This window comes from Hugonella massiliensis, from assembly GCA_001486445.1.
Taxonomy (GTDB): Bacteria; Actinomycetota; Coriobacteriia; order Coriobacteriales; family Eggerthellaceae; genus Hugonella; species Hugonella massiliensis.
Genome location: LN908986.1, coordinates 1,129,889 through 1,154,374, shown reverse-complemented (window position 1 = coordinate 1,154,374; position 24,486 = coordinate 1,129,889). Strand labels below are relative to the sequence as shown.

Sequence of the window (24,486 nt, the reverse complement as noted above, 5' to 3'; positions counted from 1 at the left end):
ACGGACGCTATGGCTCCCCAATGCAACCTCATCGTCGATTCCTGCTGCGACCTTCCCTTCGAGACGGTCAACCAGCCGGGCATCGACCTCATTCGGTTCCCCTTCATGCTCGACGGCGCAACCCACCAGGACGACTTCTACCAAACGGTGTCGCCCAAAGAGTTTTACGACGCCATGCGCGACAAGAAGCGAAAGCCGCCCACGACGGCCCAGATCCAGGCGACCGTTCTGCGCGACACCTTCGCCCGCGCGCTCGCTTCCGGCGTCCCCACCGTCTACCTTTCCTTCACGAGCGGCCTTTCGGGCTCCTTCGACACGGCCTGCCTCATCGCCGATTCCCTTGCCGACCAGTACCCTCAAGGCAAGCTCTACCTGGTCGATACCAAGCTCGCCTCTATTGCCGAAGGCCTACTCGTCCTCGGCGCGATCGAGCAGCGCGAACGGGGCCTTTCGGCCGAAGAGATGGTGGCCTGGGCCAAGGAGGCTCCCAACTTCGTAGGCGCCATCTTCATGGTCGACGACCTCGAATCCCTGCGCCGCGGCGGGCGCATTCCCTCGACGGTGGCCATGGCGGGCGCCAAGCTTGATGTGAAGCCCCTGCTCGGCTTCGATCTGTCGGGCAAGCTCGCCCTGACCGGCGTCGTGCGCGGGCGCAAGAAGGCCATGCGGCAGATGGTCGACTTCTACAACAAGCACCGCCTTCCCGACGAGCTCGACAGGCGCGTCATCATCGGCAACGCCGACTGCGAGAAGGACGCCCGCAAGCTGCACGAGATGGTGGAGGAGGCCGAGCCCCAAGCCATGATCTTGGAGTCGAGCATCGGCCCGGTCATCGGCAGCCACGTGGGCCCGGGCATGCTCGCCATGGTCTTCTGGAGCGACGACCGTCGCTCGGAGCTCACCGTGTCCGATAAAATCGCCAAGCGCATCAAGGAAAGGAACTAGCGCATGACGGCAAAGTTCAACCTCGTGCTCGACTCGAGCTGCGACCTCCCGCGCGACTTCTACGATCACCCCGGCATCAGCATTGCGCGCCTTACCTACACCTACGACGGCAGCGAAGACTTCTACGACAACCTCTTCGAAGACGTGTCGCCCCACGATTTCTACGAGAAGATGCGGGCGGGCGCCACGCCCAAGACCTCTCAGGTGTCCCAGGGCGAGTTCCATCGGGTCTTCACCGAGGCGCTCGAAGACGGCCTGCCCGTGGTCTACCTGGCCTTCTCGAGTGCGATTTCGGGTACCTACGAAGCCGGCGTGCTCGCCGCTAAGCAGATCATGGAAGAGCGCGGCGACGGCGTTCCCATCTACTGCGTCGACACGAAAACGGCGAGCACGGGGCTCACCGTGCTTTCGGCCGAAGCCATTCGCCAGCGCGACCAGGGGCTTTCGGCCGAAGAGATGGTCAAGTGGGCCGAACAGGTGCGCTACTTCTGCCACATCATCTTCATGGTCGACAACTTGGACGCCTTGCATCGCGGCGGCCGCATTCCCGCCAGCGTCGCCGTTGCCGGCGCCAAGCTCGACGTCAAGCCCCTGCTCACGATCGCCCTCGACGGCTCGCTGCAGATCATCGGCGTCGCGCGCGGCCGCAAGAAGGCGATCAAGAAGATGTGCGACTTCTATTTCAAGCATCGCGGCGAGACGCCCACCATGCCGGTCTTTCTGGGCAACGCCGATTGCCTGAAGGACGTCGAAAAGCTCGCCGCAACCATCGCCGAAAAGGACGAGGGCACCTCGTTCGTCTACTCCAACATCGGCCCGGTCATCGGCTGCCATGTGGGTCCGGGCATGATGGCCTGCTGCTTCTTCGGCGAGGACCGCCACGGCGAGCTTTCGGTGTCCGACCGCATCGCCAACCGCATCAAGCATTCGTAATCGGGGCGGCGCGCCTTGGGCGCGCACCCGGGGAAGGATGGCCCTATGCCTCAATCGTTCGTATTCGTCGGCGCCACCGCCGTCGGCCAGTGCGTGGCCGACAATCTGGTCAAGGCCGGGTTCGTCGCTGCCGGCGACCTGGTCGCCGCCGATATCGTTGTGACCTACTGCAAGAACCAGGAAGACCTGGAAAACGTCTACTTCGACGGGTCGGGCATCATCGCGACGGCCCGCAAGGGGGCCCTGCTCATCGACCTTTCGGCGACGACGCCCGCTTCGGCCAAAGAAATGGCGGGCATGGCCCAGGTAAGCGACCTGCGCCCGGTGGAAGCGCCCGTTTTCGTGCGCGACCCTACGGTCCCCGACGCCTTCGGTGACCCTGCCAACCTGGCCCTCTTCGCCGCCGGCGAATTCGACGACGTGCAGGCGGCCGAAGCGGCCCTCGATGCGATCGCCGGCCGCGTCGAGCGCACCGGCGAGGCGGGCACGGCCCAGCTGGCCAAGTGCGCCCTCACGATCCAGCAGGCCATCGGTTTGGTGGGCGCCATCGAATCCGACGCCCTCGTACGCGCGGCTGCAGGCGAGGTCGACGCCCATGCCGCCTTGGAACGCGCGCTTGCCCTGGGGTGCGTCCCCGCCTGGGCCCATAACCTCTACCACGCCATGGAGGGCGGCGCCTTCTCGTCGACCTACACGGTCGAGATGATCATGAACGAAGTAGCCTGCGCCCTTGCGGCGGCAGAGGACGCAGACCTTGTTGTCCCGCAGATCGAGGCCGTCTCCTACCTGCTCAACCTGCTTGCGACCTTGGGTGGGGTCGACCTGTCGGCGGCGGCCGTGTCCCTGGCCTATCGCGACGAGGACACCGCCAAGAAGTTCGGCCTCGATTGGGATCGGGCCCAGGAGGCCTACGAGGCCCTGGGCGCGCACGACCACGATGACGACGACGAGTACGATTTCGATGACGGGGACGACCGCGATCCGTCTCCGTTCGGGGGAGCCTTCGGTGGCTATTCTGCCAACTAGCTGCAATCTGTGCCCCCGCGCCTGCGGCGCCAACCGCGCGGCGGGCGAGCGAGGCGTCTGCGGCGCGGGTGCCGATTTGCGCATCGCCCGCGCCGCCCTGCACGAGTGGGAGGAACCGCCCATCAGCGTGGGGGCGGGCAGTGGGGCGGTCTTTTTCAGCAACTGCCCCCTGCGCTGCGTCTACTGCCAGAACGCCCAGATCGCCTGCGGGCACCAGGGGACGGCTATCTCCGAAGAGCGCCTGACCGATATCTTTTTCGAGCTCGCCGGCCAGGGAGCCGCCAACATCAACCTGGTCACGCCGGGCCACTATCTGCCGCAGATCGCCGTCGCGGTGGCGGCGGCCCGCGAGCGCGGCTTTGATCTGCCCTTGGTGTTCAACACCTCGAGCTTCGAGAGGGCGGAGGTCCTGCGTACCTATAGGGACTGCGCCGACGTCTATCTGGCCGACTTCAAGTACTGGATGTCCCCGGCAAGCGACGCGGCCGCCCGCTATTCCCACGCTGCCGACTACTTCGACGTGGCAACGCGGGCGCTCGATACCATGGTCGATTTGGCGGGCTCGCCTCGCTTCGATAGCTTCGGCGGCGAAGAGCGCATCGTTGGGGGCGTGGTGGTGCGCCATCTGCTCTTGCCCGGCCGCGTGGAGGAGTCGAAGAAGGTCATGTCCTTCCTCTGGCACCGCTATGGGACGTCGGTTCTCTACAGCGTGATGAACCAGTACACGCCCCTGCGCGCCTTCCCCGAAGCGCCCGAGCTCGATGCCCCGGTCCCCAACGAGGACTACGAGCGCCTGCTCGACGCCCTCGATGACCTGGGCATGACCGACTACTTCTGGCAGGAAGGCGCAGCCGCCAAGGAGAGCTTCATCCCTGCCTTCGACAGCACGGGCGTCTTGCCCAAAGACGAGGCGTAAGGGGCGCGCGGGGCGGGCCTCGCTGCGCTCTGGGCGCGCTCTGGATCGCCTTCGGGCTCGACGAGTACGCGGTCACCGCTTCGAGCGTCCTCGCCTGCTGCCGCGTGCGCTCAGTGCTGTCACCCGCGCGTATGACGGTACGGAAACGGCTGCGACGTTTCTGCGACCCTTATGCTATATTGTGATGCTGTATCTTTAGCCACTGTATGCCTGCATGCAGGGGTCGACGGTCTTGTGAAAGGACGTTACGTGGCAGCTACTTCACGTAAGAGCACAACGAAGAAAACGACGAAGACCAGCGCAAAGGAATCGAAGTCCACGGCAAAGAACACCGCCGCCGCGCCTGCGAACGAAGACGAACAGGACGAATCGGTAGAGCTCGAGGACATGGAAGCTCCCGAAAACGTGGGCGAGGAAGCCGAATCGGAAGACGATAACGCGAGCGACGACGATTCCACCGAATCCATTCTCGAAGGAATCCCCGAAGAAGAGCTCAAGGCTCCCAAGAGCGTGAACCTGCCCAAGGTGTCCGCATCCAAGAGCCGCTCTTCCCGCACGTCGCGCCGCCGTGCCGACACCTCCATCACCATGCTCACCGGCGACCCGGTGCGCATGTACCTGAAGGAAATCGGCAAGGTCCCCCTGCTCACCGCTGCCGAAGAGATCGACCTGGCCATGAAGATCGAGGCCGGCGTCGCTGCGACCGAAAAGCTCGAAGCCGCCGAAGAGGAGGGCGCCGAGCCCCTCGAGCGCCGCGAACGCCGCCGCCTGTCCCGCATCGAGCAGGTGGGCCTCGACGCCAAGCAGCAGCTGATCGAAGCCAACCTTCGCCTGGTGGTCTCGATCGCCAAACGCTACGTGGGACGCGGCATGCTCTTCCTCGACCTCATCCAGGAAGGCAACCTGGGTCTGATCCGCGCGGTGGAAAAGTTCGACTACACCAAGGGCTTCAAGTTCTCGACCTACGCCACCTGGTGGATTCGCCAGGCTATCACGCGCGCGATCGCCGACCAGGCCCGCACGATCCGCATTCCCGTGCATATGGTCGAAACGATCAACAAGCTCGTGCGCATTCAGCGCCAGCTCCTCCAGGAGCTCGGGCGCGAACCCACCCCGGAAGAGATTGCCGAGGAAATGGATCTCACGCCCGAACGCGTGCGCGAGATCCAGAAGATCAGCCAGGAGCCGGTGTCGCTCGAAACGCCTATCGGCGAGGAAGAGGACAGCCAGCTCGGCGACTTCATCGAGGACAACGAAGCGGTCGTCCCGCCTGACGCGGCGTCCTTCAGCATGCTGCAGGAACAGCTTTCCAAGGTTCTCGACGGCCTGGCCGAACGCGAGCGCAAGGTCATCAGCCTGCGCTTCGGTCTGGAAGACGGTCATCCGCGCACGCTCGAAGAGGTGGGTCGCGAATTCGGCGTCACGCGCGAGCGCATCCGCCAGATCGAGAGCAAGACCCTGGCCAAGCTCCGCCACCCCAGCCGCTCTTCGAAGCTCAAGGACTACCTGGAAGAGTAGGCGGGCGCGCCCTCGATCGCTATGGATTCCACGCAGAAACACACCCTTACCGTGCCCGATTCCTTCGGCGGCGCCGACCACGGCGTCGCCGTCTGGGATAGGGGCGCCGACCAATTCGCCGCCCGTTTGCGCAAGGTCTTCAAGGAACGCCGCAAGTGGGCCAAGCGCGAGGGCGTCCACTGCTATCGCGTCTACGATGCCGATCTGCTCGATTTCTCGGTGGCAATCGACCTCTACGAAGGGGCCGGCCCGGCCGCGGGCGAGCGCTTCGCCGTCGTGGCCGAGTACCGTCCGCCCAAATCGGTCGATCCGGTGCGGGCCGCCCACCGCTTCGAAGACGCATGCGCCATAGCGGGCGTCGTCCTCGGCGTGCCGCCCGCGCATCTTTTCGCCCGCGAGCGCCGCCGCGACAAGGGCGGGAGCCAATACGTTCCCGAAGGGCGCCGTCGGGCGATCGCCTATACCCAAGAGGGCGGCTACCTCTTCGAACTCGATTTCGGCGGCTATCTCGACACGGGGCTCTTCCTCGACCATCGTCTCGCGCGCCTGCTGGTGGGCCGCATGGCCCAAGGCACGCGCTTCCTCAACCTCTTCGCCTATACCGGTTCGGCGACCGTGCATGCCGCCGGCGGCCGCGCCCGCACGACGACCACGGTCGACCTGTCGCAAACCTATCTCGACCGCGCGCGCCGCAATATGGCCATGAACGGATTCACGGGGCCCAAGCATTCCTTCATTCGCGCCGACGTGACCGACTGGATCGTGCGCGAGGGACGGACGGGCCACGTCTACGACCTCGTCTTCTGCGACCCGCCCACCTTCTCCAACTCGAAGGCCATGGGCCAGCGCACCTGGGACGTCCAACGCGACCACGCCACGCTGCTTGCCGCCATAGAGAAGCTGCTTGCCCCGCACGGGACCATCGTCTTCTCCTGCAACCTACGCGGGTTCAAGCTCGACGGCGAGGGTCTGGCCCGCGCGGGCCTTGTCGCCCAGGACATTTCCAAAGCCTCGATCCCCCATGATTTCGAGCGCAACGACCGCATCCACCACTGCTATATCATTACGCGCGCCGCCGACCGCAAGGATGCCCCTCATGGTCGATAGCCCCTGGCGCGTGCGCGTGGCCACCCCCGACGACGCCAAGGGCCTGCTTGCCCTGTACGCCCCCTTCGTCGCCGAGACCACCGTCACCTTCGAAACCGAGGTGCCCACGGTCGACGAATTCCGCAGCCGCATCGAGCGCACCCTCGCACGCTATCCCTATTTGGTGGCCGAAAGGGAAGACGGCCGCCTGGTCGGCTACTCCTATGCGGGCACCTTCAAAGGGCGTGCCGGCTACGACCATACGGTCGAGTGCACGGTCTACACGGCTCCCGAAGCGCGGGGCGCCGGCGTGGCCCACGCCCTCTACGATGCGCTCGATGCCTACCTCGAGCGCATGGGCGTCTACAACGTCGAGGCCTGCATCACCCATCCCAACCCGGCGAGCGAGAAGTTCCATGCCAAGCGCGGATTCGTCCCGGTGGCCCACTTCCACCGCTGCGGTTACAAGCTGGGGGAGTGGCTTGACATGGTCTGGATGGAAAAGGAGCTGGGGGAGCGGCCCGCCCATCCGGCGCCCCTTATACCCTTCCCGGACCTGGTCGCCGCCGAGGGTAAGCGCCGCTAGCACGAGATCGCGATCCACGCAGCAAAAAGCGGGGGCCGGCTCAGCGCCGACTCCCGCTTTCTCATAGCCCTTGTCGAGGGGTTCCTTAGCCTTCGATGGTGATGGTCTTCTTGGCTTCGATTTCGGGCTGGGTCTTCTTGGGAACCGTGACCTTCAGAGTGCCGTTCTCGAACTTGGCGGTAATGGCATCCTCGTCGATCTCGTCGCCCACGTAGAACTTGCGGCTGCACTTGCCCTCGAAGCGCTCCTTGCGCAGGAAGGCCCCGTTTTCGTCCTTGTCTTCGGTTTCGTGTTTGGACTCGGCTTCGATGTCCAGGTAGCCGTCGGCAATCTGCACCGTGACGTCGCCTTTCTTAACGCCGGGCAGGTCGATGGTCAGCTGGAAGTCCTTGTCGGTTTCCTTGATATCGGTCTTCATCAGGCCTGCGGTCGATTTGCCCTGGGCTTGGGGCGCATCGAAGAAGGCATCGAAGGGACTCATCATGAAATCATCGAAGAAATTGCGCTTTGCAGGTACCAGCATGCTTATCATCTCCGTTTTTCTTTCCCCGCCCCTTCGGGCGGTCCTTTGTGCTGTTCCTTTTGACGCTTCTTGTTCTAGTCCTCCGCGTTAGCAGTGTCAACGTTCGAGTGCTAACGTCACCGCCACGTCAGCTTGCGTTACCTTGCGGGAACTTTGGAGGCGGCGTTTGCCCGCGGGCACGCCATGCAGTAAGGTGCTAGGGCACCGATGGAACGCACGTATGAAGGACGGTTCATGAAGACCTACCGCGCACATTATCTTTCGCCTCGAGGCGCCCACCCCGTCAACGGGACCTTCGAGTTCGAAAGCGAAGGGCACGCGGGGTCGAAGAAGAACATGACCGACGCGCGCATCAAGATGCTCGAGCTGTTCGGCAACGAAGCCGTGTCGTGGATCATCGACGAAGTCGAGCATGTGAAAGAGCCGGCTCCGGGCGACTTCGCCCAGGCCCAGATCGATTTTCGCGAGCCCAAGAAGGTGCGCAAGCACCACACGTTCGAACGCGGCCGCGTCAAATAGCGCAGTTCTGCCTGCGTGCACGGACATGGTCCCGGTGCCGCGCGCGACCTGCTTCAGAGCAAAAAAAGACGAGCCCCGCTGCGGGGCTCGTCTACGTTCGGGAGTGTCGGGCGTCGCCTAGGCCTGGGCGGCTTCGAACTCCTTCATGTAATCGACGAGGGCCTGGACGCCTTCGACAGTCATCGCGTTGTAGATCGAGGCGCGCATGCCGCCGACGGAGCGATGGCCCTTGATGTTGGCGATGCCGTGCGCCTTGGCGCCGGCGATGAAGGCGGCGTCGAGGTCGGCGTCCCCGGTGACGAAGGGGACGTTCATGATCGAGCGGTCGGCTTTGGCAGCGGTCGGTTTGAACAGGGCGCTGTTGTCGAGGTAGTTGTAGAGGAGGGCGGCCTTCTCGCGGTTGCGGCGGGCGATGCCTTCCAAGCCGCCCTGGGCCTTGAGCCATTTGAAGACGAGCCCGCACATATAGATCGTGTAGCAGGCCGGCGTGTTGTAGAGGCTGCCCTTCTCGGCCTGGAGCTTGTAGTCCAGGTAGACCGGGGTGTAGGGCTTGATGTCGCCGTCGAGCAGGTCGTTGCGGATGATCATGATGCACAGGCCCGCGGGTCCCACGTTCTTCTGGACGCCGCCGTAGACGACGCCGTAGCGCGAGACGTCGATGGGCTCGGAGAGGAACATCGACGACACGTCGGCGATCAGGGGAATCCCGTGGGTGTCGGGAAGCTTGTGGTAGGTGGTGCCGGTGATCGTCTCGTTCTGGCAGATGTAGACGTAGTCGGCGTCTTCGTCAAAGGCGATGTCGTCGACGTCGGGGATCGAGGCGAAGTTATCGTCGGCGCTCGACGCGACCACGTGGACCTCCCCGTACTTTTCGGCTTCCTTGGCGGCCTTCTTCGACCAGCTGCCCGAAACGATGTAGTCGGCCTTGCCCTTCTTCATGAAGTTCATCGGGATGCCCGAAAACTGCAGGGTGGCGCCGCCCTGCAGGAAGATCACCGAATAGTTGTCGGGGATGGCCATGAGCTCGCGCAGGTCGGCTTCGGCGGTTTCGATGATCTCCTTGAATTCTGGGGACCGATGACTCATTTCCATGACCGACATGCCGCAGCCGCGGTAGTCGAGCATTTCCGCGGCGGCCTGTTCGAGCACAGGAACCGGGAGCGTGGCGGGGCCGGCAGAGAAATTGAAGACACGGGACATGTGAACCTCCTCATCGGTTGCGAATGCGGCCATGCTAGCACCCCCGGCCGCGCCCGGGGACGGGCATCCGCAAACGGACCGAAAAACCCGGTATTTTGCTAGGAAATGACTGCGGGCGGAGCCGGGAAGGCCCCGGTTGCGGGGCGGGGGCTGTGGTCATGCGAGGGCGGCCCGCGGAGGCGAGACGGTACGCGCGGTCTTGGGGCTCCCTGCGGGCGCGCGTGGGCGACTCGCCCGTCTAGGGGCCACCGCCCTCCCTCGGGCCCCCTCGGGCGCGCGCAGGGAGCGTCGGACGATCGGCTCGTGTGCGCCCTGCGCATTTTGGTGCGCGTCAAGACCTTTTTTGCTATCATGGGTCGTCGCATATGCGGCGCAGCGCGCCCATGCGCACGAAGCTCGGCACTATGCGCGGGTGTGGCGGAATTGGCAGACGCGCCAGGTTTAGGTCCTGGTGGGGCAACCCGTGAAGGTTCAAGTCCTTTCACCCGCACCATATTGCGCAGCTTGGTACGAACCAGATGGAGGAAATAGTGGACACCAAGGTAGAGGCACTGGAAGGTAGCCAGAAGAAGCTCACGGTTACCGTCGATGCTGAAGAAATCGACAAGCGCATCAAGAAGACCTACAAGGACTTCGCTTCGCGCTACAACTTCCCGGGATTCCGCAAGGGCAAGGCCCCGCGTCCCGTTATCGACAGCATGCTCGGCAAGGAAGCGGTGCGCGCTCAGGTCACCGACGACGTGGTGAACGGCCTGTACCCGATCGCCATGGACGATAACGACCTCATCTCCATCGCCCAGCCCGACTTCGACCTCTCCGAGGAGCTCGTGACAGAGCACGCTCCCTTCACCTTCACGGTGACGGTCAAGTGCCGCCCCGAGTTCGAGCTCGACTCGTACGACCAGGTTGCCGTCAAACTCCCGTCCGTTGAGGCCACCGATGCCGAAATCGACGAGCAGATCGACGAGCTCCGCAACTACTACTACACCTTCGAAGACGCCGCCGACGACGCCGCCATCGAAGAGAACGGCTTCGCCGAGATCTCCCTGGCCGCCACCGACGACAAGGGCGAGAACATCGAGACGATTTCCACCGACTCCCGTCTCTACGAGCTCGGTTCGGGCCTCTTCCCCGAAGCCTTCGACGCTGCGCTCGAAGGCCTGAAGAAGGGCGATACCACCACGGTCAAGATGGATGTCTCCGACTCCCTCATGGGTCGCGGCATCGAAGGCGACGTTACGATAGACGTCGAGGTCAAGCAGGTCAAGACCAAGGTCCTGCCTGAACTCAACGACGAGTGGGCCAAGGAAACCGCCGGCTTCGAAGGCGGCGTCGAAGAGCTCCGCACCCGCATCGCCGATTCCATCAAGCAGCAGAAGGAGCAGATGATGCCCCGCCTGCGCGAGAACGAGGCCCTCTACGCCCTGCAGAAGCGCGTGTTGGGCGAAGCCCCCGAAGAGCTCTGCTCCTCTGAAGAGCAGAACCTCCTGCAGAACTTCTTCCAGCAGATCCAGCAGTCCGGCCTCACCTTCGACGCCTACCTGGCCCAGATGGGCATGACCCCGGCCGACTTCAAGGACGACGTCAAGAAGCAGGCCAAGGACGTCACCCTCCAGGACCTCGCGCTCGACGCCTGGGCCCGTCACTTCGACATCCAGGTTTCCGACGAAGAGATTTCCGAAGAGTTCAAGAAGTCGGGCGTCGACGACCCTGCCAAGCTCGAGAAGCAGTGGCGCGAAAACGGCCAGATCGCCTCTCTGCGCGCCGGCATGAAGCGCACCAAGGCCATTGACGCGATCGTCGCCGACCTGGCGGTCGAAGAGCTCAAGCCGGGCGAGAAGCTCCAGAGCGTCGAAGACGAGGAAGCCGAAGAGAAGGCCGCCGAAGCCGAGGCCCCCAAGGCCGACGAAGCTCCCGCCGAAGCAGCTGCGGAGGGCGAAAAGCTCACCAAGACCGCCCTCAACAAGCTCAAGGTTGCCGAGCTGCGCGAAAAGGCCGAGGGCATGGGCATTGCGACCGACGGCCTGAAGAAGGCCGAGCTGGTCGACGCTATCCTCGCTGCCGAATAGGCCTTTTCCGGGTAACGGAAGCCAAACAAAGCAGTAATGAAACGCGGGTGGATGGGCCAGTGCCCGTTCACCCGCCTTCTTTTCCGTATAATGGCCTTCGAATAAACGTACCTATCTCGAAACAGAGGCGTTGTATGAACGAATTCATCCATCCTAAGTCGGCCCTGATCCCCTATGTGATCGAGCAGTCCCCGCGCGGCGAGCGCAGCTTCGACATCTACTCCCGCCTGCTCAACGAGCGTATCGTGTTCTTGGGCGAAGCAATCGACGACAACGTGGCAAACTCCGTGGTCGCCCAGCTTCTGCACCTTGAATCAACCGATCCCGAAAAGGACATCTCCCTCTACATCAACAGCCCGGGCGGCAGCGTCACCGCGGGTCTGGCCATCCTCGACACGATGAATTACATCAGCTGCGACGTGTCGACGATCTGCATCGGCCAGTGCGCCTCCATGGCGGCCGTCCTCCTGTCGAGCGGCGCCAAGGGCAAGCGCTACGCCCTGCCGTCTTCGAGCGTCATGATCCACCAGCCCTCCGGCGGGGCCCAGGGTCAGCAGACCGAAATCGCCATCGTTGCCGAAGAGATCTTGAAGATCCGCAAGCAGTTGAACAAGATCCTCTCCGACAACACCGGTCAGCCGCTCGAAGTCATCCAGCATGACACCGAGCGCGACAACTTCATGACGGCCGAGGAAGCCTGCGCGTACGGTTTGGTCGACCAGGTGGTTTCCAGCCGCGCCGCGCAGAACTAGCGCGACCAGTCACTAACGATCCGATCTCGAGAGAAAAGGGCCAGGCGCACACACATGGCGAGTACCCACGACACCTTCAACCACGATCCCGAAGACGCCGACATCCATTGCGCCTTCTGCGGCAAGACGCCCCAGCAGGTGAATGCGATGATCAGCGGACCCAACGGCGTCTGCATCTGCGACGAATGCGTGTCGGTGTGCGCCGAAGCCATGATGCGCGATATGGGCATGTCGCCCTCGCAGGCCCCTTCGGCCGATTCCTTCAGCGCGCCCGGCCAGGCGGCCTCTGATGCGCCCGATCCCACCGAGGTCCTGGGTAACCTGCCGACCCCGCACAGGATCTACGACGCGCTCAGCCAGTTCGTCGTGGGCCAGGAAGACGCCAAGCGAGCCCTTTCGGTGGCCGTCTACAACCACTACAAACGCATCAGCCTGGGTGCCGACCGCACGAGCGACGACGACGTCGAGCTCGCCAAGAGCAACATCTTGCTGCTGGGCCCCACGGGCAGCGGCAAGACCCTGCTCGCCCAGACCCTTGCGCGCACCCTGCGTGTGCCCTTCGCCATCGCCGACGCCACCACCCTCACCGAAGCGGGCTACGTGGGCGAGGACGTCGAGAACATTCTGCTCAAGCTCATCACGGCGGCCGACTTCGACATCCCGCGGGCCGAAATCGGCATCGTCTACATCGACGAGATCGACAAGATCGCCCGCAAGGCCGAAAACCTGTCGATCACCCGCGACGTGTCGGGCGAGGGCGTCCAGCAGTCCCTCCTTAAGATCATCGAGGGCTGCGAGGCGAGCGTGCCCCCGCAGGGTGGCCGCAAGCATCCCCAGCAGGAGCTCATCCACATCGATACGACCAACATCCTCTTCATCTTGGGCGGCGCCTTCGTTGGCCTGTCCGACATCGTGGCCGAACGCGTGGGCAAGAGCGGGATCGGCTTCAACGCCGAGCTTTCCACCAGCAAGAAGAACGACGAGGACGAGCTGCTCGCCCAGGTCTTGCCCGAAGACCTCAACAAGTTCGGGATGATTCCCGAATTCATCGGCCGCATCCCCGTGGTCACGAGCCTGAAGGAACTGTCGGAAGACGACCTCGTCCGCATCCTCACCGAGCCGCGCAACGCGCTGATCAAGCAGTACAAGCGCATGTTCGAATTCGAGGACAGCGAGCTGGTAGTGGGCGAGGACGCCCTGCGCGCGATCGCCCGCAAGGCCATGGAGCACAACACGGGCGCCCGCGGTCTGCGCTCCATCTGCGAGAAGGTCTTGCAGAACGTCATGTACGACCTGCCGGAGCATAGGGGCGCAACCCGCGTCGAGCTCCGCGAGAGCGACATCGAGGGCACGACGGCACCCCAAATCGTCGACGTCGCGCCCCGCAGCCAGGCCCTAGGCGAAGGGGCCGGCAGCGAGGCTTAGCGGCTTCGACCCATCAAGTCGCTGTGAAGCGCCCGCGGCATGCGTCGCGGGCGCTTTTCGTTGGCGTATAATCGCTCGGTATGTAGCGAGAAATCCCAATGGTATATGAATGCGGAAAGGTGCGCACGTATGGCCGATAAGAAGAAAGTGGACTACGACTTCGCCGCCCATGAGGCGCCGTTGTTCAAAGCGTGGAACGATCGCGGGTGTTTCCAGCGCACGCCGGGTTTCGGCAAGCATCAGAACGATTGCTACACGATCGTCATCCCGCCGCCCAACATCACCGGCATGCTCCATATGGGCCATGCGCTCGACGACACCATCCAGGACGCCTGCATCCGCCGTGCCCGCATGCAGGGGTATCAGACCCGCTGGATCCTGGGCACCGACCACGCCGGCATCGCCACGCAGACCAAGGTCGACAAGAAACTGGCCGAAGAGGGCATCAGCCGTCTTGAGATTGGCCGCGAGAAGTTCATCGAGGCCTGCTACGAATGGCGCCGCGAATACGGCACCACGATCGTCGAGCAGATCAAGGGCATGGGCTGCTCCTGCGACTACGCCGACGAGCATTTCACCCTCGACCCCGACTACATCGCCGCCGTGCGCAAGCTCTTCGTCCAGTGGTACCACGACGACCTCATCTACAAGGGCAAGCGCATCGTGAACTGGTGCCCCCACTGCACGACCGCCATCGCCGACGACGAAGCCGAATACGTCGACGAGCACGGCCATCTCTGGTACCTGCGCTACCCCCTCGTCGAGCCCGTCGACGGCCAGGACTACATCGTCGTGGCCACTACCCGTCCCGAAACCATGCTCGGCGACACGGGCGTGGCGGTCTCTCCCAAGGACCCCGACAAGCAGAAGTTCGTGGGCGCCAAGGTCAAGCTGCCTATTGTGGGCCGCGAGATCCCCATCTTCAGCGACTACTACGTCGACGCGGGCTTCGGCACCGGTTTCGTGAAGGTCACGCCTTCCCACGACCCCAACGACTGGGGCATGGGGGAGCGCCACGACCTCGAGAAGATCAACATCTTCGACGAGACCGCCCATGTGGTCGACGGCTACGGGAAGTTCTCGGGGCTCGACCGCGACGAGGCCCGCGAGGCGATCGTCGCCGAATTCGAGAAGCTGGGCCTGCTCGACCATGTGGAAGACCACGATCATTCGGTCATGACCTGCTACCGTTGCCATACCAAGCTCGAACCCTGGGAATCCGAGCAGTGGTTCGTGGCCGTCGACGGTCTCAAGGGGCCGGCGCGCGAAGCGGTGGAGTCGGGCCAGATCCAGTTCCACCCGGCCCGCTGGAAGCAGGTCTACCTCGACTGGCTCGACAACCTCAAGGACTGGTGCATCTCCCGTCAGCTGTGGTGGGGCCACCGCATTCCCATGTTCTACTGCGATGCCTGCGGCTGGGAGGACGCAAGCGTCGAAGACGTCGAAACCTGCCCCCAATGCGGGGCCCCGGTCCGTCGCGACGAAGACGTGCTCGACACCTGGTTCTCCAGCCAGCTGTGGCCCTTCGCCACGATGGGCTGGACCGAGCACGGCACCGAGGCTCCCGAGCTGAAGAAGGCCTACCCGACCCAGGTGCTCGCCACGGCCCGCGACATCATGGGCCTGTGGGTGGCCCGCATGGTCATGGCCAGCGAATACTGCATGCATGACATCCCCTTCCAGAACGTCATCATCTATCCCACGGTCATGGGAGCCGACGGCAAGCCCATGTCAAAGAGCCGCGGCAACGGCGTCGACCCGCTGAAGCTCATGAAGGACTACGGGGCCGACGGTATGCGCTTCGGCCTGCTCATGCAGGTGACGGGCGCCCAGGACCTGAAATTCAACGAGGCCAAGCTGGAAAACAGCCGCAACTTCGCCAACAAGATCCGCAACGCGGCGCGCTTCGTCATGATGAACCTCGACGGCTACACGCCCGGTGCGCCCGAGCCCACGACCCCGGTCGACAAGTGGATCTTCAGCCGCCTGGCCAAGCTTGTCGCCCACGTCGACGAGGCCTTCGACGCCTACGAGTTCTCCGATGTCACCCGCGAGCTCTACTCCTTCTTCTGGAACGAGTTCTGCGATTGGTACATCGAGTTCTCCAAGAGCCGCCTGCAGGGCGACGACGCCGCCGACCGCCTGGCTTGCCAGCGCAACCTCGTGTTCGTCCTCGATGTGGCCCTGCGCCTGCTCCACCCGATGATGCCCTTCGTGACCGAGGAGATCTACCAGGAGCTGCCCATCGAAAAGGATGCCGACTATCTGATCGTCGCTCACTGGCCCGAAGCAGCCGACCTGCAGGGCTACATCGACGACGACTCCGAGCGCGCCATCCAGATGGTCTGCGACGTGGTGAGTGCCGTGCGCGCCAACCGTTCGCGGTACGGCATTTCGCCCAAGACCCCCATGCAGGCTGCGGTGAAGGCCGAAAAGGCCGAGGATGCCGCCCTGCTCGAGGGCCAGCGCGGCCTGATCGAGGGCATGGGCCGTCTCGACGGTCTCGCCATTGCCACCGACACCGCCAAGCCGGCGGAATCGGCGGCGACGCTCGTGCCCGGCCTCGAGGTCTACGTGGTCCTTTCCGGCCTCGTCGATTTCGATGCCGAACGCGCCCGCCTGCTCAAGCAGAGCAAGAAGCTCGAAGGTGATTTGGCCAAGCTCGACAAGAAGCTCCATAACCCGGGCTTCCTCGCCAAGGCGGCGCCCGACGTGGTGGCCAAGGACCGCGCCAAGTTCGCCGACCTCACCGACGAGCTGTCCCGCGTCAAGGCGCAGATCGCCGAAATCGCCTAGTATAGGGTCGGGGGCGCGCGGTGCGCGTCCCCGGCTTTCCGCCACCCGAAGAGGATGTTGGTCATGAAAGAGCTCCTTGCCCAGTTCCTTACCCCCGAAGTCCAGGGCGCCCTTGCCTTCATGGTCTTTCTGCTCGTCGTGCTCTACGTGCTCGTCGTGGTCTGGACCGCGCGCGACGCCTACCTGCGCGGGGCCCGTTGGCAGGTGTGGGCCATCGTTTCGCTCGTGCCCCTGGTGGGCGTGATCGCCTATGTGCTCCTGCGTCCGCCTCTCTACGAGATCGACCGCCGAGAGCAGGAGCTCGAAATCGCCCTCAAGCGTCGCGAACTTGCCAACTTCGGCGAATGCGCCAATTGCGGCTACCCGGTGCATGCCGACTACATTCTCTGTCCCCATTGCCATGCGCGGCTGAAGAACCTCTGCCCCCAGTGCCATCATGCCCTCGATCCCGAATGGTCCGTGTGCCCCTACTGCGGCACGCCGGAGCACGCGGCGCAGGCCCACCCTCACGCCGCGCGCACCCAGTAAGAGCGAAAGGACCCCATGCATCTTTCCCTCGAGCAAAGCGACCGCTTTCTCGACCTCGTCGATTCCCTGCTCCTCTACGTCAACGACCGCTTCCATGTGGTGCGCGACCTCGATCCCGACCAGGACGACCCGCTTGTCGACGACAAGGCGGCCCTCATCGCGCATACCCTCTGGGACAACCCCGACGTCATCGACGCCTATCTTCTCAGCAATCCCGATGAAATCGATCCGGAAGACCTTGCGACGGTTGCCTCCTGGAAGGACGGCCTGCACAAGACCTTTTCGCTCGTGCGCTACCAGAACGGGGTAGGGCTCTTCATGGACGAGTCTCATGTCTTCGCCGTCTGCGGGGTCACGATGGACGTCGAGGAGGCTCTGGGCCGCACGCCGGCGATCGTGGAAACCACCTTGCTGCCCTTCGACGACGTGATCGTCTACGACGGCTTCGTGGACATCAGCGACCCCGACGGCTTCGAAGCCAAGCGAATCCAGGACGAATTCGAGGACCGCTTGTCTGCCGGCGTCGTGTCCACGCCCAAAGGCCTTATCGAAGCGGCCCGCGCCGAGCATGCCCGCGCCGCTTCGCGCGAACTCGATTCCTTTCTCGACCTGATTGCCGACGTCAATGGGCAGGAGGGCAACGCCGTCCCCGAAGGCTTCCACGCAAGCCCTCTTGCGGGGCTTTCCGACGAGGACCGCTTCGAGCGCGTGTCGGCCTACCGCACCGAGCATCGCCTTTCGGCCCCCTTCCAGGTCGACGCCTACATTCGCGCCAATTCCTTCGAAGGCGCTCCCACCGACGCCCTGGGCGACGTGCTCGACCGCTTCGATGCCGACACCCTCGTCGAGATGGCCGACGTGCTCGGCGCCAAGGAATCCCAGTCGTCCACGCCCGCGGCGGCACGCGCCACCGTGTGCCGCCTTCTTCCCATCGACGCGAGCACCTACGCGAGCTACCTGCTCATCAGCCCGGCTGAGGTCTTCGACACGATGCGACTCCTCGCCGCGACGCCGGTCATCGAACGCCCGGCCGGGCCCGCCGATTGCTTGGAGACCTACCCGCTCGTTCCCTATGCGGCCCCCTTCCTGCACGACGGGGTCTTGACCGTCGTCGTCCCGCGCGAGCTGCGCGCCCTTGTGTCGGGCTTCGACTACGAGGCGCTTGCCCACAAGCGGGCGGGGGAGCGCGCCGCTCTCAACTGCGCGTCGGCGTCGGTGACCTATTGCGGGGTGTGCCCGCTCGAAGAGGTCTACGACCGCTATTGCGCTCTCTATTCCGACGCCATGCCCTACGGGGAATTCGCCGAGCTCATGGAAAGCGAGTCGGACACGGGTCAGGCCCTCTTCGAGTGCTGGGATTTCGAAGAGCGCCCCTATCTGGCCCACTACACCCTCTGCAAGGATTTCGTGGCCTCCCAGGTCGTCCAGCGCCACCAGGACGAGATCATGAGCGGGCTCGCTTCCGCGGGCGCCGGGCAGGGTGCCTTGGACGCGACCTACGACCGGGTTCGCGACGACCTCTCGCGCGAGCTGGGCAACTTGGAAGACGTCCGCCTGTCCCTGGCAACCGAACACTACCGTACGCCTGCCCGCGCCCTGGGCGAAGAGGCCCTGGACGACGACCCCCTGCGCGCCCTGCGCGCCCTTCCGGCCGTGGCCGCCCTGCGCCGCTTCGTCGACGGGCACGTACCCGACGGCGAGAACGACTTCACCTTTGCCGACCAGGTGACCGATAGCGTTGTGCGCTCGGTGCTCGAGGTGGGCGACAAGCGTGTGGGCGCCTCGATCGCCCGCAGCGCGGGCCTCGAAGGCAGCGATGGGGGTACGGGCAGGCTCGCGGCCCTGCTCGACAACGTCTACCGGGCCCTGCCCTCGTGGGAAGACAACGGCTGGTCGCCCAACCAGCTCAAAGAACGCCTTACCGGCCGGACCCTCTTCTTCGACGAAGAGGGGGCCGAGATGAAGATCGGCCCCATGGACCCCTGCCCCTGCGGGAGCGGCAAGAAATACGGGGAATGCCACGGCCGCTCATAAGGCCGGCTCGTCGTTTGCACGCCCCAAAGACGAAGGAGCCGCCCCTCCCGGTAGGGAAGGGCGGCTCCTTGTGCGTGTGGGTGGGCGGTTAGGCGCAGGCATCGCGCAGGGCGTCGAAGAGGGGCAAGCAGTTCTTCAGGTATTCGGGGTGCCATTGCACGCCGATGAAGAAGGTCTTGCCCGGGTCTTCGAGTCCTTCGTAGACCCCGTCGGAAGCGATGGCGTTCACGTAGAGGCCGGGGGCGGGGTGCTCGATGGCCTGATGGTGCATCGAATTGGTGCGGATGATCCAGTCGATGTCGTCGATGTCGGCCGCTTCGCTGCCGAAGAGGATTTCGAAAAGGCGGGTGCCCGGCTGGATATGGACGGTCTGATGGGGGACGCTGTAGGGCTTTTCCTGCTGGTGGGTATTCGAATGCGACTTGTGATGCACGTGCAGGTCGCTGATCAGCGTGCCACCCAGGCTCACGTTCATCACCTGGTTGCCGCGGCAGATGCCGAGCACAGGCAGGTCGAGCTGCCAAGCGGTGCGGGCCAGCTGCAGCTCGCACAGGTCGCGGTCGCGGTTGGTGTCCATGTACGCGATGCCCTCTTCGAGCACGCGGCCGTAGTGGCAGGGGTGCACGTCGCCCCCGCCGGAAAGGAGCAGGCCGTCGACCGTGTCGAGCTCTTCGGCCGCCTCCATGAAATCCTGGGTGTTCAAGATGAGCCGCGGCCGCATGCCGCAGGACTCGAGCGTGTCGACGTAGGCCCGCTCGCCCTCGGTGAGCTGGTCGAAGTCTTCCGTGTGGGTGGTGACGCCTATCGTAACCATGGTTAGAGCTCCAGATATCGTTGCAGGTCTTCCCAGCGCGACAGGGCGGCCCCGTAGCCTTGCCCGTAAAGGTCGAGAAGCGCGTTGGGGTCGTGTTCCATTGCCTGGACGGTGACGGGGGCGTCGGGTTCGATCAGGAAGAGCTTGCCGGCGGCGTCGAGTTCGTGAAGCCTGCGGTAGCAGAGGTTGTATTCGAAGTGGCGATGCTCGAGCCGGTCGATATAGCGGGGGTAATCGCCGTAGAGGCGCTGCGCGAGGGCCGAAAGCTTGAGCTTCTTCTTCACGTAGGTGGCATCGCGCGTGAGCACGACGACCTGCTTGGGCTCGACCGCCTTGAGTCGATGGTAGAGGAAGGGCACGCTGTCGCAGGTGCCGCCGTCGAGGAGCTTTTTCCCGTCGACGGAGACAATGTGGCTCACGAAGGGCATCGAGGCGCTGGCGGTCAGGTAGGCGATGGCCCGCTCGTCGACGGGGCCCGTATGCTCGTGGTAATCGGCGTCGCCGCGCTCGAGGTCGCTCGCTACGGTGGTGAGCGACAGGGGCGACTCTTCGAAATCGGCGAAGTCGAAGGGGTCGAGGCGCTCGGGAATCTCGTGGAAGAGCATGTGGGCGTTGAAGGCGTCGCCGGTGACGGCGAAGTTGCGCATCGACAGGTAGTGCCAGTCGGTGCAGTACTTCACGTTGAGGAAGGCCGTGCGGCCAATGGCTCCGGCTACGTAGTTGAAGCCGTTCAGCGCGCCGGCCGAGGTGCCGATCACCTGCGCGGCGCACACGCCGTGCTCGAGCAGGAAATCGCAGACGCCGGCCGTGAACAGGCCGCGCATGCCCCCGCCTTCCAGAACGAGGCTGAGGGGAAGGGGGCTGGCATCGCGCCAGGCGGCGCGCGGTTGGGTGGGGGGTAGAGGTTGGGTCATAGCGGTGCTCCTTGGGTATCCCGCTTAGTATACGTGAGCGCATCGCCCGCATGTGCGGATGTTTTGGGGAGCGTGTAGGGCCGTGCTGGTAAGGCGGGAGAGGGCGGCGCCCGCGTCGGTTCGTCGAAGGGCGGCGGGGAAGCGGGGGATGCGACGCAAAAGAATTGCGCACAACCAATATGACCGATTGGTGACAAAGGCCGGATTGCCGCTTGCAGGCGCAAATGATGCCGCTATAGTAGCAGTAACGAAAGAGCATGCCCGAGGGCATATGCAGTAAGGAAGGTACAAGATGGCTACTCAGATCACCGCAGCTGAATTCGATGAAAAGGTTCTCAAGGCAGACAAGCCCGTCCTCGTCGACTTCTTCGCAACCTGGTGCGGCCCCTGCAAGATGATGGCCCCCACGATCGACCAGATCGCCACCGAGGTCGCCGGTACGGCCGACGTCTACAAGATCGACGTCGACCAGGCGCCCGAAATCGCCCAGCGCTACGGCGTCATGAGCATCCCCACCCTCATCGTCTTCGACAAGGGTCAGGTGAAGAACCAGGCGGTCGGCGCCCAGCCCAAGCCTGCCGTCATGGCCCTGTTCGACTAGGGTCCCTCGGATTTCTGTTTGGAGCGCCTGCGCATTGCGTGGGCGCATTTTTTTAAAGCGCCGCCCGCGGGCGGCTTGAGAAAAGGATGGTTCACATGGAGCAGGAAGCTCGTACTTCATACGACGTTGCCGTCGTGGGCGCCGGCCCCGCTGGCCTCACCGCCGCCCTCTACGCTGCGCGCGCCGGCCTTTCGGTCGTCGTGCTCGAGGCCCTCATGCCGGGCGGCCAGATGGGCGAAACGGGCCGTATCGACAATTATCCCGGCTTCCCCGAAGGGGTGTCCGGTTTCGACCTCACCATGCAGATGCAGGAGCAGTGCACCCGCTTCGGCGTCGATTTCGTCAACGAGGGGCTGGTGGCAAGCGACCTTGCGGCCGCGCCCAAGCGCCTCGAAACGGCGTCGCGCACCTTCGAGGCGCGGGCGGTCATCGTTGCCACGGGTACGCATAGCCGCAAGCTGGGCGTGCCCGGCGAAGCCGAATTCGCCGGTCGCGGCGTGTCCTACTGCGCCACCTGCGACGGCAACTTCTTCCGAGGCAAGACGGTCGTGGTCGTGGGCGGGGGCAACACCGCCGCCGCCGACGCGATCTACCTTGCCCGCATCTGCGAGACCGTGCATCTCGTGCATAGGCGCGACCGCCTGCGCGCCACGGCGGCCGAGCAGCATCGCATCGCCGCAATCGACAACGTCGTCTTCCACTTGAACAAGACGGTGCGCACGATCGAGGGCGACGGCGGGGCCGTTTCGGGCCTGGTGATCGAGGACGTGCAGACGGGCGCGACCGAAGATATCCCCGCTTCGGCGGTCTTCGTCGCCGTGGGCAAGGTGCCCAACACCGACGTGTTTGCAGGCCAGCTGCCCCTCGACGAAGCCGGCTACGTGGTTGCCGACGAATCGGGGGTCACGAGCGTGCCGGGCGTCTTCGTCGCCGGCGACGTGCGGGCCAAGCGTCTGCGCCAGGTGGCGACCGCGGTGGGCGACGGTGCGAATGCTGCGGAGGTGGCCGCCGAGTGGCTCGCTTCGTGATAGACTTGCAAGGTTAACGCATGAGGGGCGCCCAGGGCGCCCCGCTTACTGCAGTCTTACACGCTATCACGAGGATCGATTATGCTCGAACGAGAGAAGATGGAGAAGATCGTCGTTGCCTACGACGAGCTCCAGGAGAAGATGAGCGACCCCGCGGTCATTGCCGACCAGCGCGAATACGCTCGCCTCACCAAGGAATACGCCCATCAGGGCCCCTTGGCCGCCGCTGCCAAGCACTACGTGCAGGACCTCGACGACCTCGCTGAGGCCAAGGAGATGCTGGCCGACCCCGAAATGAAGGAGTTCGCCCAGGAGGAGATCTCCCGCATCGAAGGCGAGCTTCCCCCGCTCGAAGAGGACATCAAGTACATGCTCATCCCGGCCGACCCGGCCGACGACAAGGACATCATCGTTGAAATCCGCGCCGGTGCGGGCGGCGACGAGGCCGCGATCTTCGCAGGCGACCTCTACAAGATGTACGTCCGCTTCGCCGAATCGCGCGGCTGGAAGATCGAAACGCTCGACGCCTCTCCTTCCGAGATGGGCGGCTACAAGGAAGTCCAGTTCAAGGTCAAGGGCGACAAGGTCTATTCGGAGATGAAGTTCGAATCGGGCGTCCACCGCGTCCAGCGCGTGCCCAAGACCGAAAGCCAGGGCCGCATCCACACCTCCACGGCGACGGTGGCCGTCCTGCCCGAAGCCGACGAAGTCGAAATCGACATCAAACCCGAAGACCTCCGCATCGACGTTTACCGCGCCGGCGGCCCGGGCGGCCAGTGCGTCAACACGACCGACTCGGCCGTGCGCATCACCCACCTGCCCTCGGGTTTGGTCGTGCAGTCCCAGGACCAGAAGAGCCAGCTGCAGAACAAGATCGCAGCCATGGCCGTCTTGCGTGCCCGTCTCTACGACAAGATGCTCGCCGAACAGCAGGCGGCCGAAGGCGCCGAGCGTCGCGCCCAGATCGGCACGGGCGACCGTTCGGAGAAGATCCGTACCTACAATGCGCCCCAGGACCGCGTGACCGACCACCGCATCGGCTTCAACAGCACCTACAACAGCGTGCTTCTGGGCTCGGGCCTCGAAGAGGTCATCACGGCCCTGCAGGCCGCCGAGCGCGCCAAGAAGCTCGAACAGGTTGTATAAGACCGGTTCTCACCGGTGGCTGCGGCCGTCGTGCCCTTGTGCACGGCGGCCCTTTTCATGAAGGAGGCAACAAGGTGGCGCAACCCTGGACGGTCGGTCGCATTCTTTCCTGGATGGAAGGGTTTTTAGGCGAGCACGGCGACGAGAACCCCCGCCTGTCGGCGCAATGGCTCGTGTCCGACGCGCTCGGCGTGTCGCGGATTCAACTCTATGCCGACCTGGCCCGCCCCCTCACGCTCGAGGAGCGCGACGTCCTTCGGGCCTACACCAAGCGGCGCGCCGCCGGCGAGCCTCTGCAGTACATCACGGGCACGACCGATTTCCGGTTCATCACGGTTGACGTGCGTCCGGGCGTGCTCATTCCGCGCCCCGAAACCGAGGTGCTCGTGAGCGAGGCCTTGGCCGAGGTCCGCGCCGTCGACCGTGCGCGCAAGGCGGCTGCCGTGCCGGCGTTGGAGGGGAGTGCCGAAGCGGGCGCAGGCGACGGGGACGCGGCCGGTCGATCGGCCGACGCTACCGATGCGGACGGAAAGGCCGCTCAAGGGTCCGCCGCACCCGCGTGTGATCCTTTTCTCGCCGTCGACGCCTGCACGGGTTCGGGCTGCATCGCCTGCTCTCTTGCCCACGAGATTCCCGATGCCCAGGTGTGCGCCACCGACATCAGCGCGGAGGCGGTCGGCTTGGCTCGCCACAATGCCGAAAAGGTGGGCGTCGCCGACCGCGTCACCGTGGCCGAAGGGGACCTGCTCGATCCGGTGGGGGCGCCCTGGCGGGGTGCTGCCCGACTGGTGATTTCCAATCCGCCCTACGTGCCCACCTCTGTGGTCGACGGCCTGCCCCGCGAGGTACGCGCCCATGAGCCGCGCTTGGCCCTCGACGGCGGCGTCGACGGGCTCGACCTTTACCGCCGCCTGCTCGGCCAGGCCGCAGAGGTGCTCGCGCCCGAAGGGGTGCTTGCGGTCGAGCTGCACGAGACCTGCTTGGACGAAGCGGCTCGCCTGGCGTCGGCCGCCGGCTTCGAGGGAGTGCGCATCGCCTGCGATCTGGCGGGCCGACCGCGCGTGCTTATCGCTCGAATGCCGGCCGCCGATCCCGATCATCCGATGATTTCCGAAACGGGGGAGTAA

The 24,486-nt window shown here is 64.5% G+C and carries 22 protein-coding genes and 1 tRNA gene; 19 read left to right on the top strand and 4 right to left on the bottom strand.

All coding sequences use genetic code 11. The annotated features are described in order from the left end of the window. Positions 1–9: 9 nt before the first annotated feature. From BN3270_RS07665 to BN3270_RS07635, 7 genes are all read left to right on the top strand, one after another. Positions 10–945, top strand: coding sequence for a DegV family protein (locus BN3270_RS07665; RefSeq protein WP_058986521.1), 936 nt, complete (start codon positions 10–12; stop codon positions 943–945). A 3-nt stretch (positions 946–948) separates the two neighbouring features. Then, positions 949–1,878: a DegV family protein gene (locus BN3270_RS07660; protein ID WP_058986520.1), complete on the top strand. Its 930-nt coding sequence runs from the start codon at positions 949–951 to the stop codon at positions 1,876–1,878. Between the two features lie 45 nt (positions 1,879–1,923). Beyond that, positions 1,924–2,904, top strand: coding sequence for an NAD(P)-binding domain-containing protein (locus BN3270_RS07655; RefSeq protein ID WP_058986519.1), 981 nt, complete (start codon positions 1,924–1,926; stop codon positions 2,902–2,904). Continuing rightward, positions 2,885–3,820, top strand: a complete 936-nt coding sequence (locus BN3270_RS07650) for a radical SAM protein (RefSeq protein ID WP_058986518.1) — start codon at positions 2,885–2,887, stop codon at positions 3,818–3,820. The genes BN3270_RS07655 and BN3270_RS07650 overlap by 20 nt, the downstream gene beginning before the upstream one ends. A 249-nt stretch (positions 3,821–4,069) precedes the next feature. Further along, on the top strand, positions 4,070–5,338 hold the full coding sequence (locus tag BN3270_RS07645; protein ID WP_058986517.1) for an RNA polymerase sigma factor: 1,269 nt from the start codon (positions 4,070–4,072) through the stop codon (positions 5,336–5,338). Between the two features lie 21 nt (positions 5,339–5,359). After that, positions 5,360–6,445, top strand: a complete 1,086-nt coding sequence (locus BN3270_RS07640) for a class I SAM-dependent methyltransferase (protein WP_058986516.1) — start codon at positions 5,360–5,362, stop codon at positions 6,443–6,445. Beyond that, the gene (locus BN3270_RS07635; protein ID WP_058986515.1) at positions 6,435–7,010 is read left to right on the top strand and encodes a GNAT family N-acetyltransferase; all 576 of its coding nucleotides are present in this window, start codon (positions 6,435–6,437) and stop codon (positions 7,008–7,010) included. Before BN3270_RS07640 ends, BN3270_RS07635 begins: the two co-directional genes overlap by 11 nt. Before the next feature lie 85 nt (positions 7,011–7,095). On the opposite strand, the gene BN3270_RS07630 is transcribed toward BN3270_RS07635, so the two are convergent. Beyond that, the gene (locus BN3270_RS07630; RefSeq protein WP_271711962.1) at positions 7,096–7,533 is read right to left on the bottom strand and encodes an Hsp20/alpha crystallin family protein; all 438 of its coding nucleotides are present in this window, start codon (positions 7,531–7,533) and stop codon (positions 7,096–7,098) included. A gap of 234 nt (positions 7,534–7,767) precedes the next feature. Here BN3270_RS07630 and BN3270_RS07625 point away from each other — a divergent pair, with 234 nt between their 5' ends. Then, positions 7,768–8,052, top strand: coding sequence for a hypothetical protein (locus tag BN3270_RS07625; RefSeq protein WP_058986514.1), 285 nt, complete (start codon positions 7,768–7,770; stop codon positions 8,050–8,052). Between the two features lie 117 nt (positions 8,053–8,169). Here BN3270_RS07625 and serC read toward each other — a convergent pair whose 3' ends face one another. Next, positions 8,170–9,285 carry a 3-phosphoserine/phosphohydroxythreonine transaminase gene (gene serC / locus BN3270_RS07620; protein WP_456297724.1) on the bottom strand — a complete coding sequence of 372 codons (1,116 nt, stop codon included), beginning with the start codon at positions 9,283–9,285 and terminating at the stop codon, positions 8,170–8,172. 375 nt (positions 9,286–9,660) lie between these two features. Between serC and BN3270_RS07615 the strand changes: the two genes are divergently transcribed. The 7 genes from BN3270_RS07615 (at position 9,661) to BN3270_RS09530 (ending at position 18,856) form a co-directional block, all read left to right on the top strand. Further along, positions 9,661–9,745: transfer RNA gene (locus BN3270_RS07615), tRNA-Leu, on the top strand. 37 nt (positions 9,746–9,782) lie between these two features. Continuing rightward, entirely contained in the window at positions 9,783–11,321 is a 1,539-nt protein-coding gene (gene tig, locus BN3270_RS07610) for a trigger factor (protein ID WP_058986512.1), read from the top strand. A 134-nt stretch (positions 11,322–11,455) separates the two neighbouring features. Continuing rightward, positions 11,456–12,073, top strand: coding sequence for an ATP-dependent Clp endopeptidase proteolytic subunit ClpP (gene clpP, locus BN3270_RS07605; protein WP_058986511.1), 618 nt, complete (start codon positions 11,456–11,458; stop codon positions 12,071–12,073). Between the two features lie 54 nt (positions 12,074–12,127). Continuing rightward, entirely contained in the window at positions 12,128–13,498 is a 1,371-nt protein-coding gene (clpX, locus tag BN3270_RS07600; RefSeq protein ID WP_058986510.1) for an ATP-dependent Clp protease ATP-binding subunit ClpX, read from the top strand. A 129-nt stretch (positions 13,499–13,627) separates the two neighbouring features. Beyond that, positions 13,628–16,294, top strand: a complete 2,667-nt coding sequence (locus BN3270_RS07595) for a valine--tRNA ligase (RefSeq protein ID WP_058986509.1) — start codon at positions 13,628–13,630, stop codon at positions 16,292–16,294. Between the two features lie 63 nt (positions 16,295–16,357). Beyond that, positions 16,358–16,822, top strand: coding sequence for a zinc ribbon domain-containing protein (locus tag BN3270_RS07590; RefSeq protein WP_058986508.1), 465 nt, complete (start codon positions 16,358–16,360; stop codon positions 16,820–16,822). A gap of 15 nt (positions 16,823–16,837) precedes the next feature. Beyond that, positions 16,838–18,856 (top strand): SEC-C metal-binding domain-containing protein, encoded by a 2,019-nt coding sequence (locus BN3270_RS09530; protein WP_058986507.1) that lies wholly within the window; start codon positions 16,838–16,840, stop codon positions 18,854–18,856. An 88-nt stretch (positions 18,857–18,944) separates the two neighbouring features. Here BN3270_RS09530 and BN3270_RS07580 read toward each other — a convergent pair whose 3' ends face one another. After that, positions 18,945–19,670 (bottom strand): gamma-glutamyl-gamma-aminobutyrate hydrolase family protein, encoded by a 726-nt coding sequence (locus BN3270_RS07580; RefSeq protein WP_058986506.1) that lies wholly within the window; start codon positions 19,668–19,670, stop codon positions 18,945–18,947. 2 nt (positions 19,671–19,672) lie between these two features. Beyond that, positions 19,673–20,584, bottom strand: coding sequence for a patatin-like phospholipase family protein (locus BN3270_RS07575; RefSeq protein WP_058986505.1), 912 nt, complete (start codon positions 20,582–20,584; stop codon positions 19,673–19,675). A gap of 292 nt (positions 20,585–20,876) precedes the next feature. Here BN3270_RS07575 and trxA point away from each other — a divergent pair, with 292 nt between their 5' ends. The 4 genes from trxA (at position 20,877) to BN3270_RS07555 (ending at position 24,486) form a co-directional block, all read left to right on the top strand. After that, positions 20,877–21,185, top strand: a complete 309-nt coding sequence (gene trxA / locus BN3270_RS07570; protein WP_058986504.1) for a thioredoxin — start codon at positions 20,877–20,879, stop codon at positions 21,183–21,185. Between the two features lie 95 nt (positions 21,186–21,280). Continuing rightward, positions 21,281–22,213 (top strand): thioredoxin-disulfide reductase, encoded by a 933-nt coding sequence (gene trxB, locus BN3270_RS07565; RefSeq protein ID WP_058986503.1) that lies wholly within the window; start codon positions 21,281–21,283, stop codon positions 22,211–22,213. An 81-nt stretch (positions 22,214–22,294) separates the two neighbouring features. Next, a complete protein-coding gene (gene prfA, locus BN3270_RS07560; RefSeq protein ID WP_058986502.1) occupies positions 22,295–23,359 on the top strand; it encodes a peptide chain release factor 1 in 1,065 nt (354 codons plus the stop codon). Positions 23,360–23,433: 74 nt separating this feature from the next. After that, the gene (locus tag BN3270_RS07555) at positions 23,434–24,486 is read left to right on the top strand and encodes a N5-glutamine methyltransferase family protein (RefSeq protein ID WP_167551332.1); all 1,053 of its coding nucleotides are present in this window, start codon (positions 23,434–23,436) and stop codon (positions 24,484–24,486) included.

Excerpts from the sequence above, each read along its gene's own strand:
- BN3270_RS07665 (WP_058986521.1), top strand. The coding sequence starts at position 10 with ATGGCTCCCCAATGCAACCTCATCGTCGATTCCTGCTGCGACCTTCCC.
- BN3270_RS07660 (WP_058986520.1), top strand. The coding sequence starts at position 949 with ATGACGGCAAAGTTCAACCTCGTGCTCGACTCGAGCTGCGACCTCCCG.
- BN3270_RS07655 (WP_058986519.1), top strand. The coding sequence starts at position 1,924 with ATGCCTCAATCGTTCGTATTCGTCGGCGCCACCGCCGTCGGCCAGTGC.
- BN3270_RS07640 (WP_058986516.1), top strand. The coding sequence starts at position 5,360 with ATGGATTCCACGCAGAAACACACCCTTACCGTGCCCGATTCCTTCGGC.
- BN3270_RS07635 (WP_058986515.1), top strand. The coding sequence starts at position 6,435 with ATGGTCGATAGCCCCTGGCGCGTGCGCGTGGCCACCCCCGACGACGCC.
- BN3270_RS07630 (WP_271711962.1), bottom strand. The coding sequence starts at position 7,533 with ATGCTGGTACCTGCAAAGCGCAATTTCTTCGATGATTTCATGATGAGT.
- BN3270_RS07625 (WP_058986514.1), top strand. The coding sequence starts at position 7,768 with ATGAAGACCTACCGCGCACATTATCTTTCGCCTCGAGGCGCCCACCCC.
- serC (WP_456297724.1), bottom strand. The coding sequence starts at position 9,285 with ATGGCCGCATTCGCAACCGATGAGGAGGTTCACATGTCCCGTGTCTTC.
- clpP (WP_058986511.1), top strand. The coding sequence starts at position 11,456 with ATGAACGAATTCATCCATCCTAAGTCGGCCCTGATCCCCTATGTGATC.
- clpX (WP_058986510.1), top strand. The coding sequence starts at position 12,128 with ATGGCGAGTACCCACGACACCTTCAACCACGATCCCGAAGACGCCGAC.
- BN3270_RS07595 (WP_058986509.1), top strand. The coding sequence starts at position 13,628 with ATGGCCGATAAGAAGAAAGTGGACTACGACTTCGCCGCCCATGAGGCG.
- BN3270_RS07590 (WP_058986508.1), top strand. The coding sequence starts at position 16,358 with ATGAAAGAGCTCCTTGCCCAGTTCCTTACCCCCGAAGTCCAGGGCGCC.
- BN3270_RS09530 (WP_058986507.1), top strand. The coding sequence starts at position 16,838 with ATGCATCTTTCCCTCGAGCAAAGCGACCGCTTTCTCGACCTCGTCGAT.
- BN3270_RS07580 (WP_058986506.1), bottom strand. The coding sequence starts at position 19,670 with ATGGTTACGATAGGCGTCACCACCCACACGGAAGACTTCGACCAGCTC.
- BN3270_RS07575 (WP_058986505.1), bottom strand. The coding sequence starts at position 20,584 with ATGACCCAACCTCTACCCCCCACCCAACCGCGCGCCGCCTGGCGCGAT.
- trxA (WP_058986504.1), top strand. The coding sequence starts at position 20,877 with ATGGCTACTCAGATCACCGCAGCTGAATTCGATGAAAAGGTTCTCAAG.
- trxB (WP_058986503.1), top strand. The coding sequence starts at position 21,281 with ATGGAGCAGGAAGCTCGTACTTCATACGACGTTGCCGTCGTGGGCGCC.
- prfA (WP_058986502.1), top strand. The coding sequence starts at position 22,295 with ATGCTCGAACGAGAGAAGATGGAGAAGATCGTCGTTGCCTACGACGAG.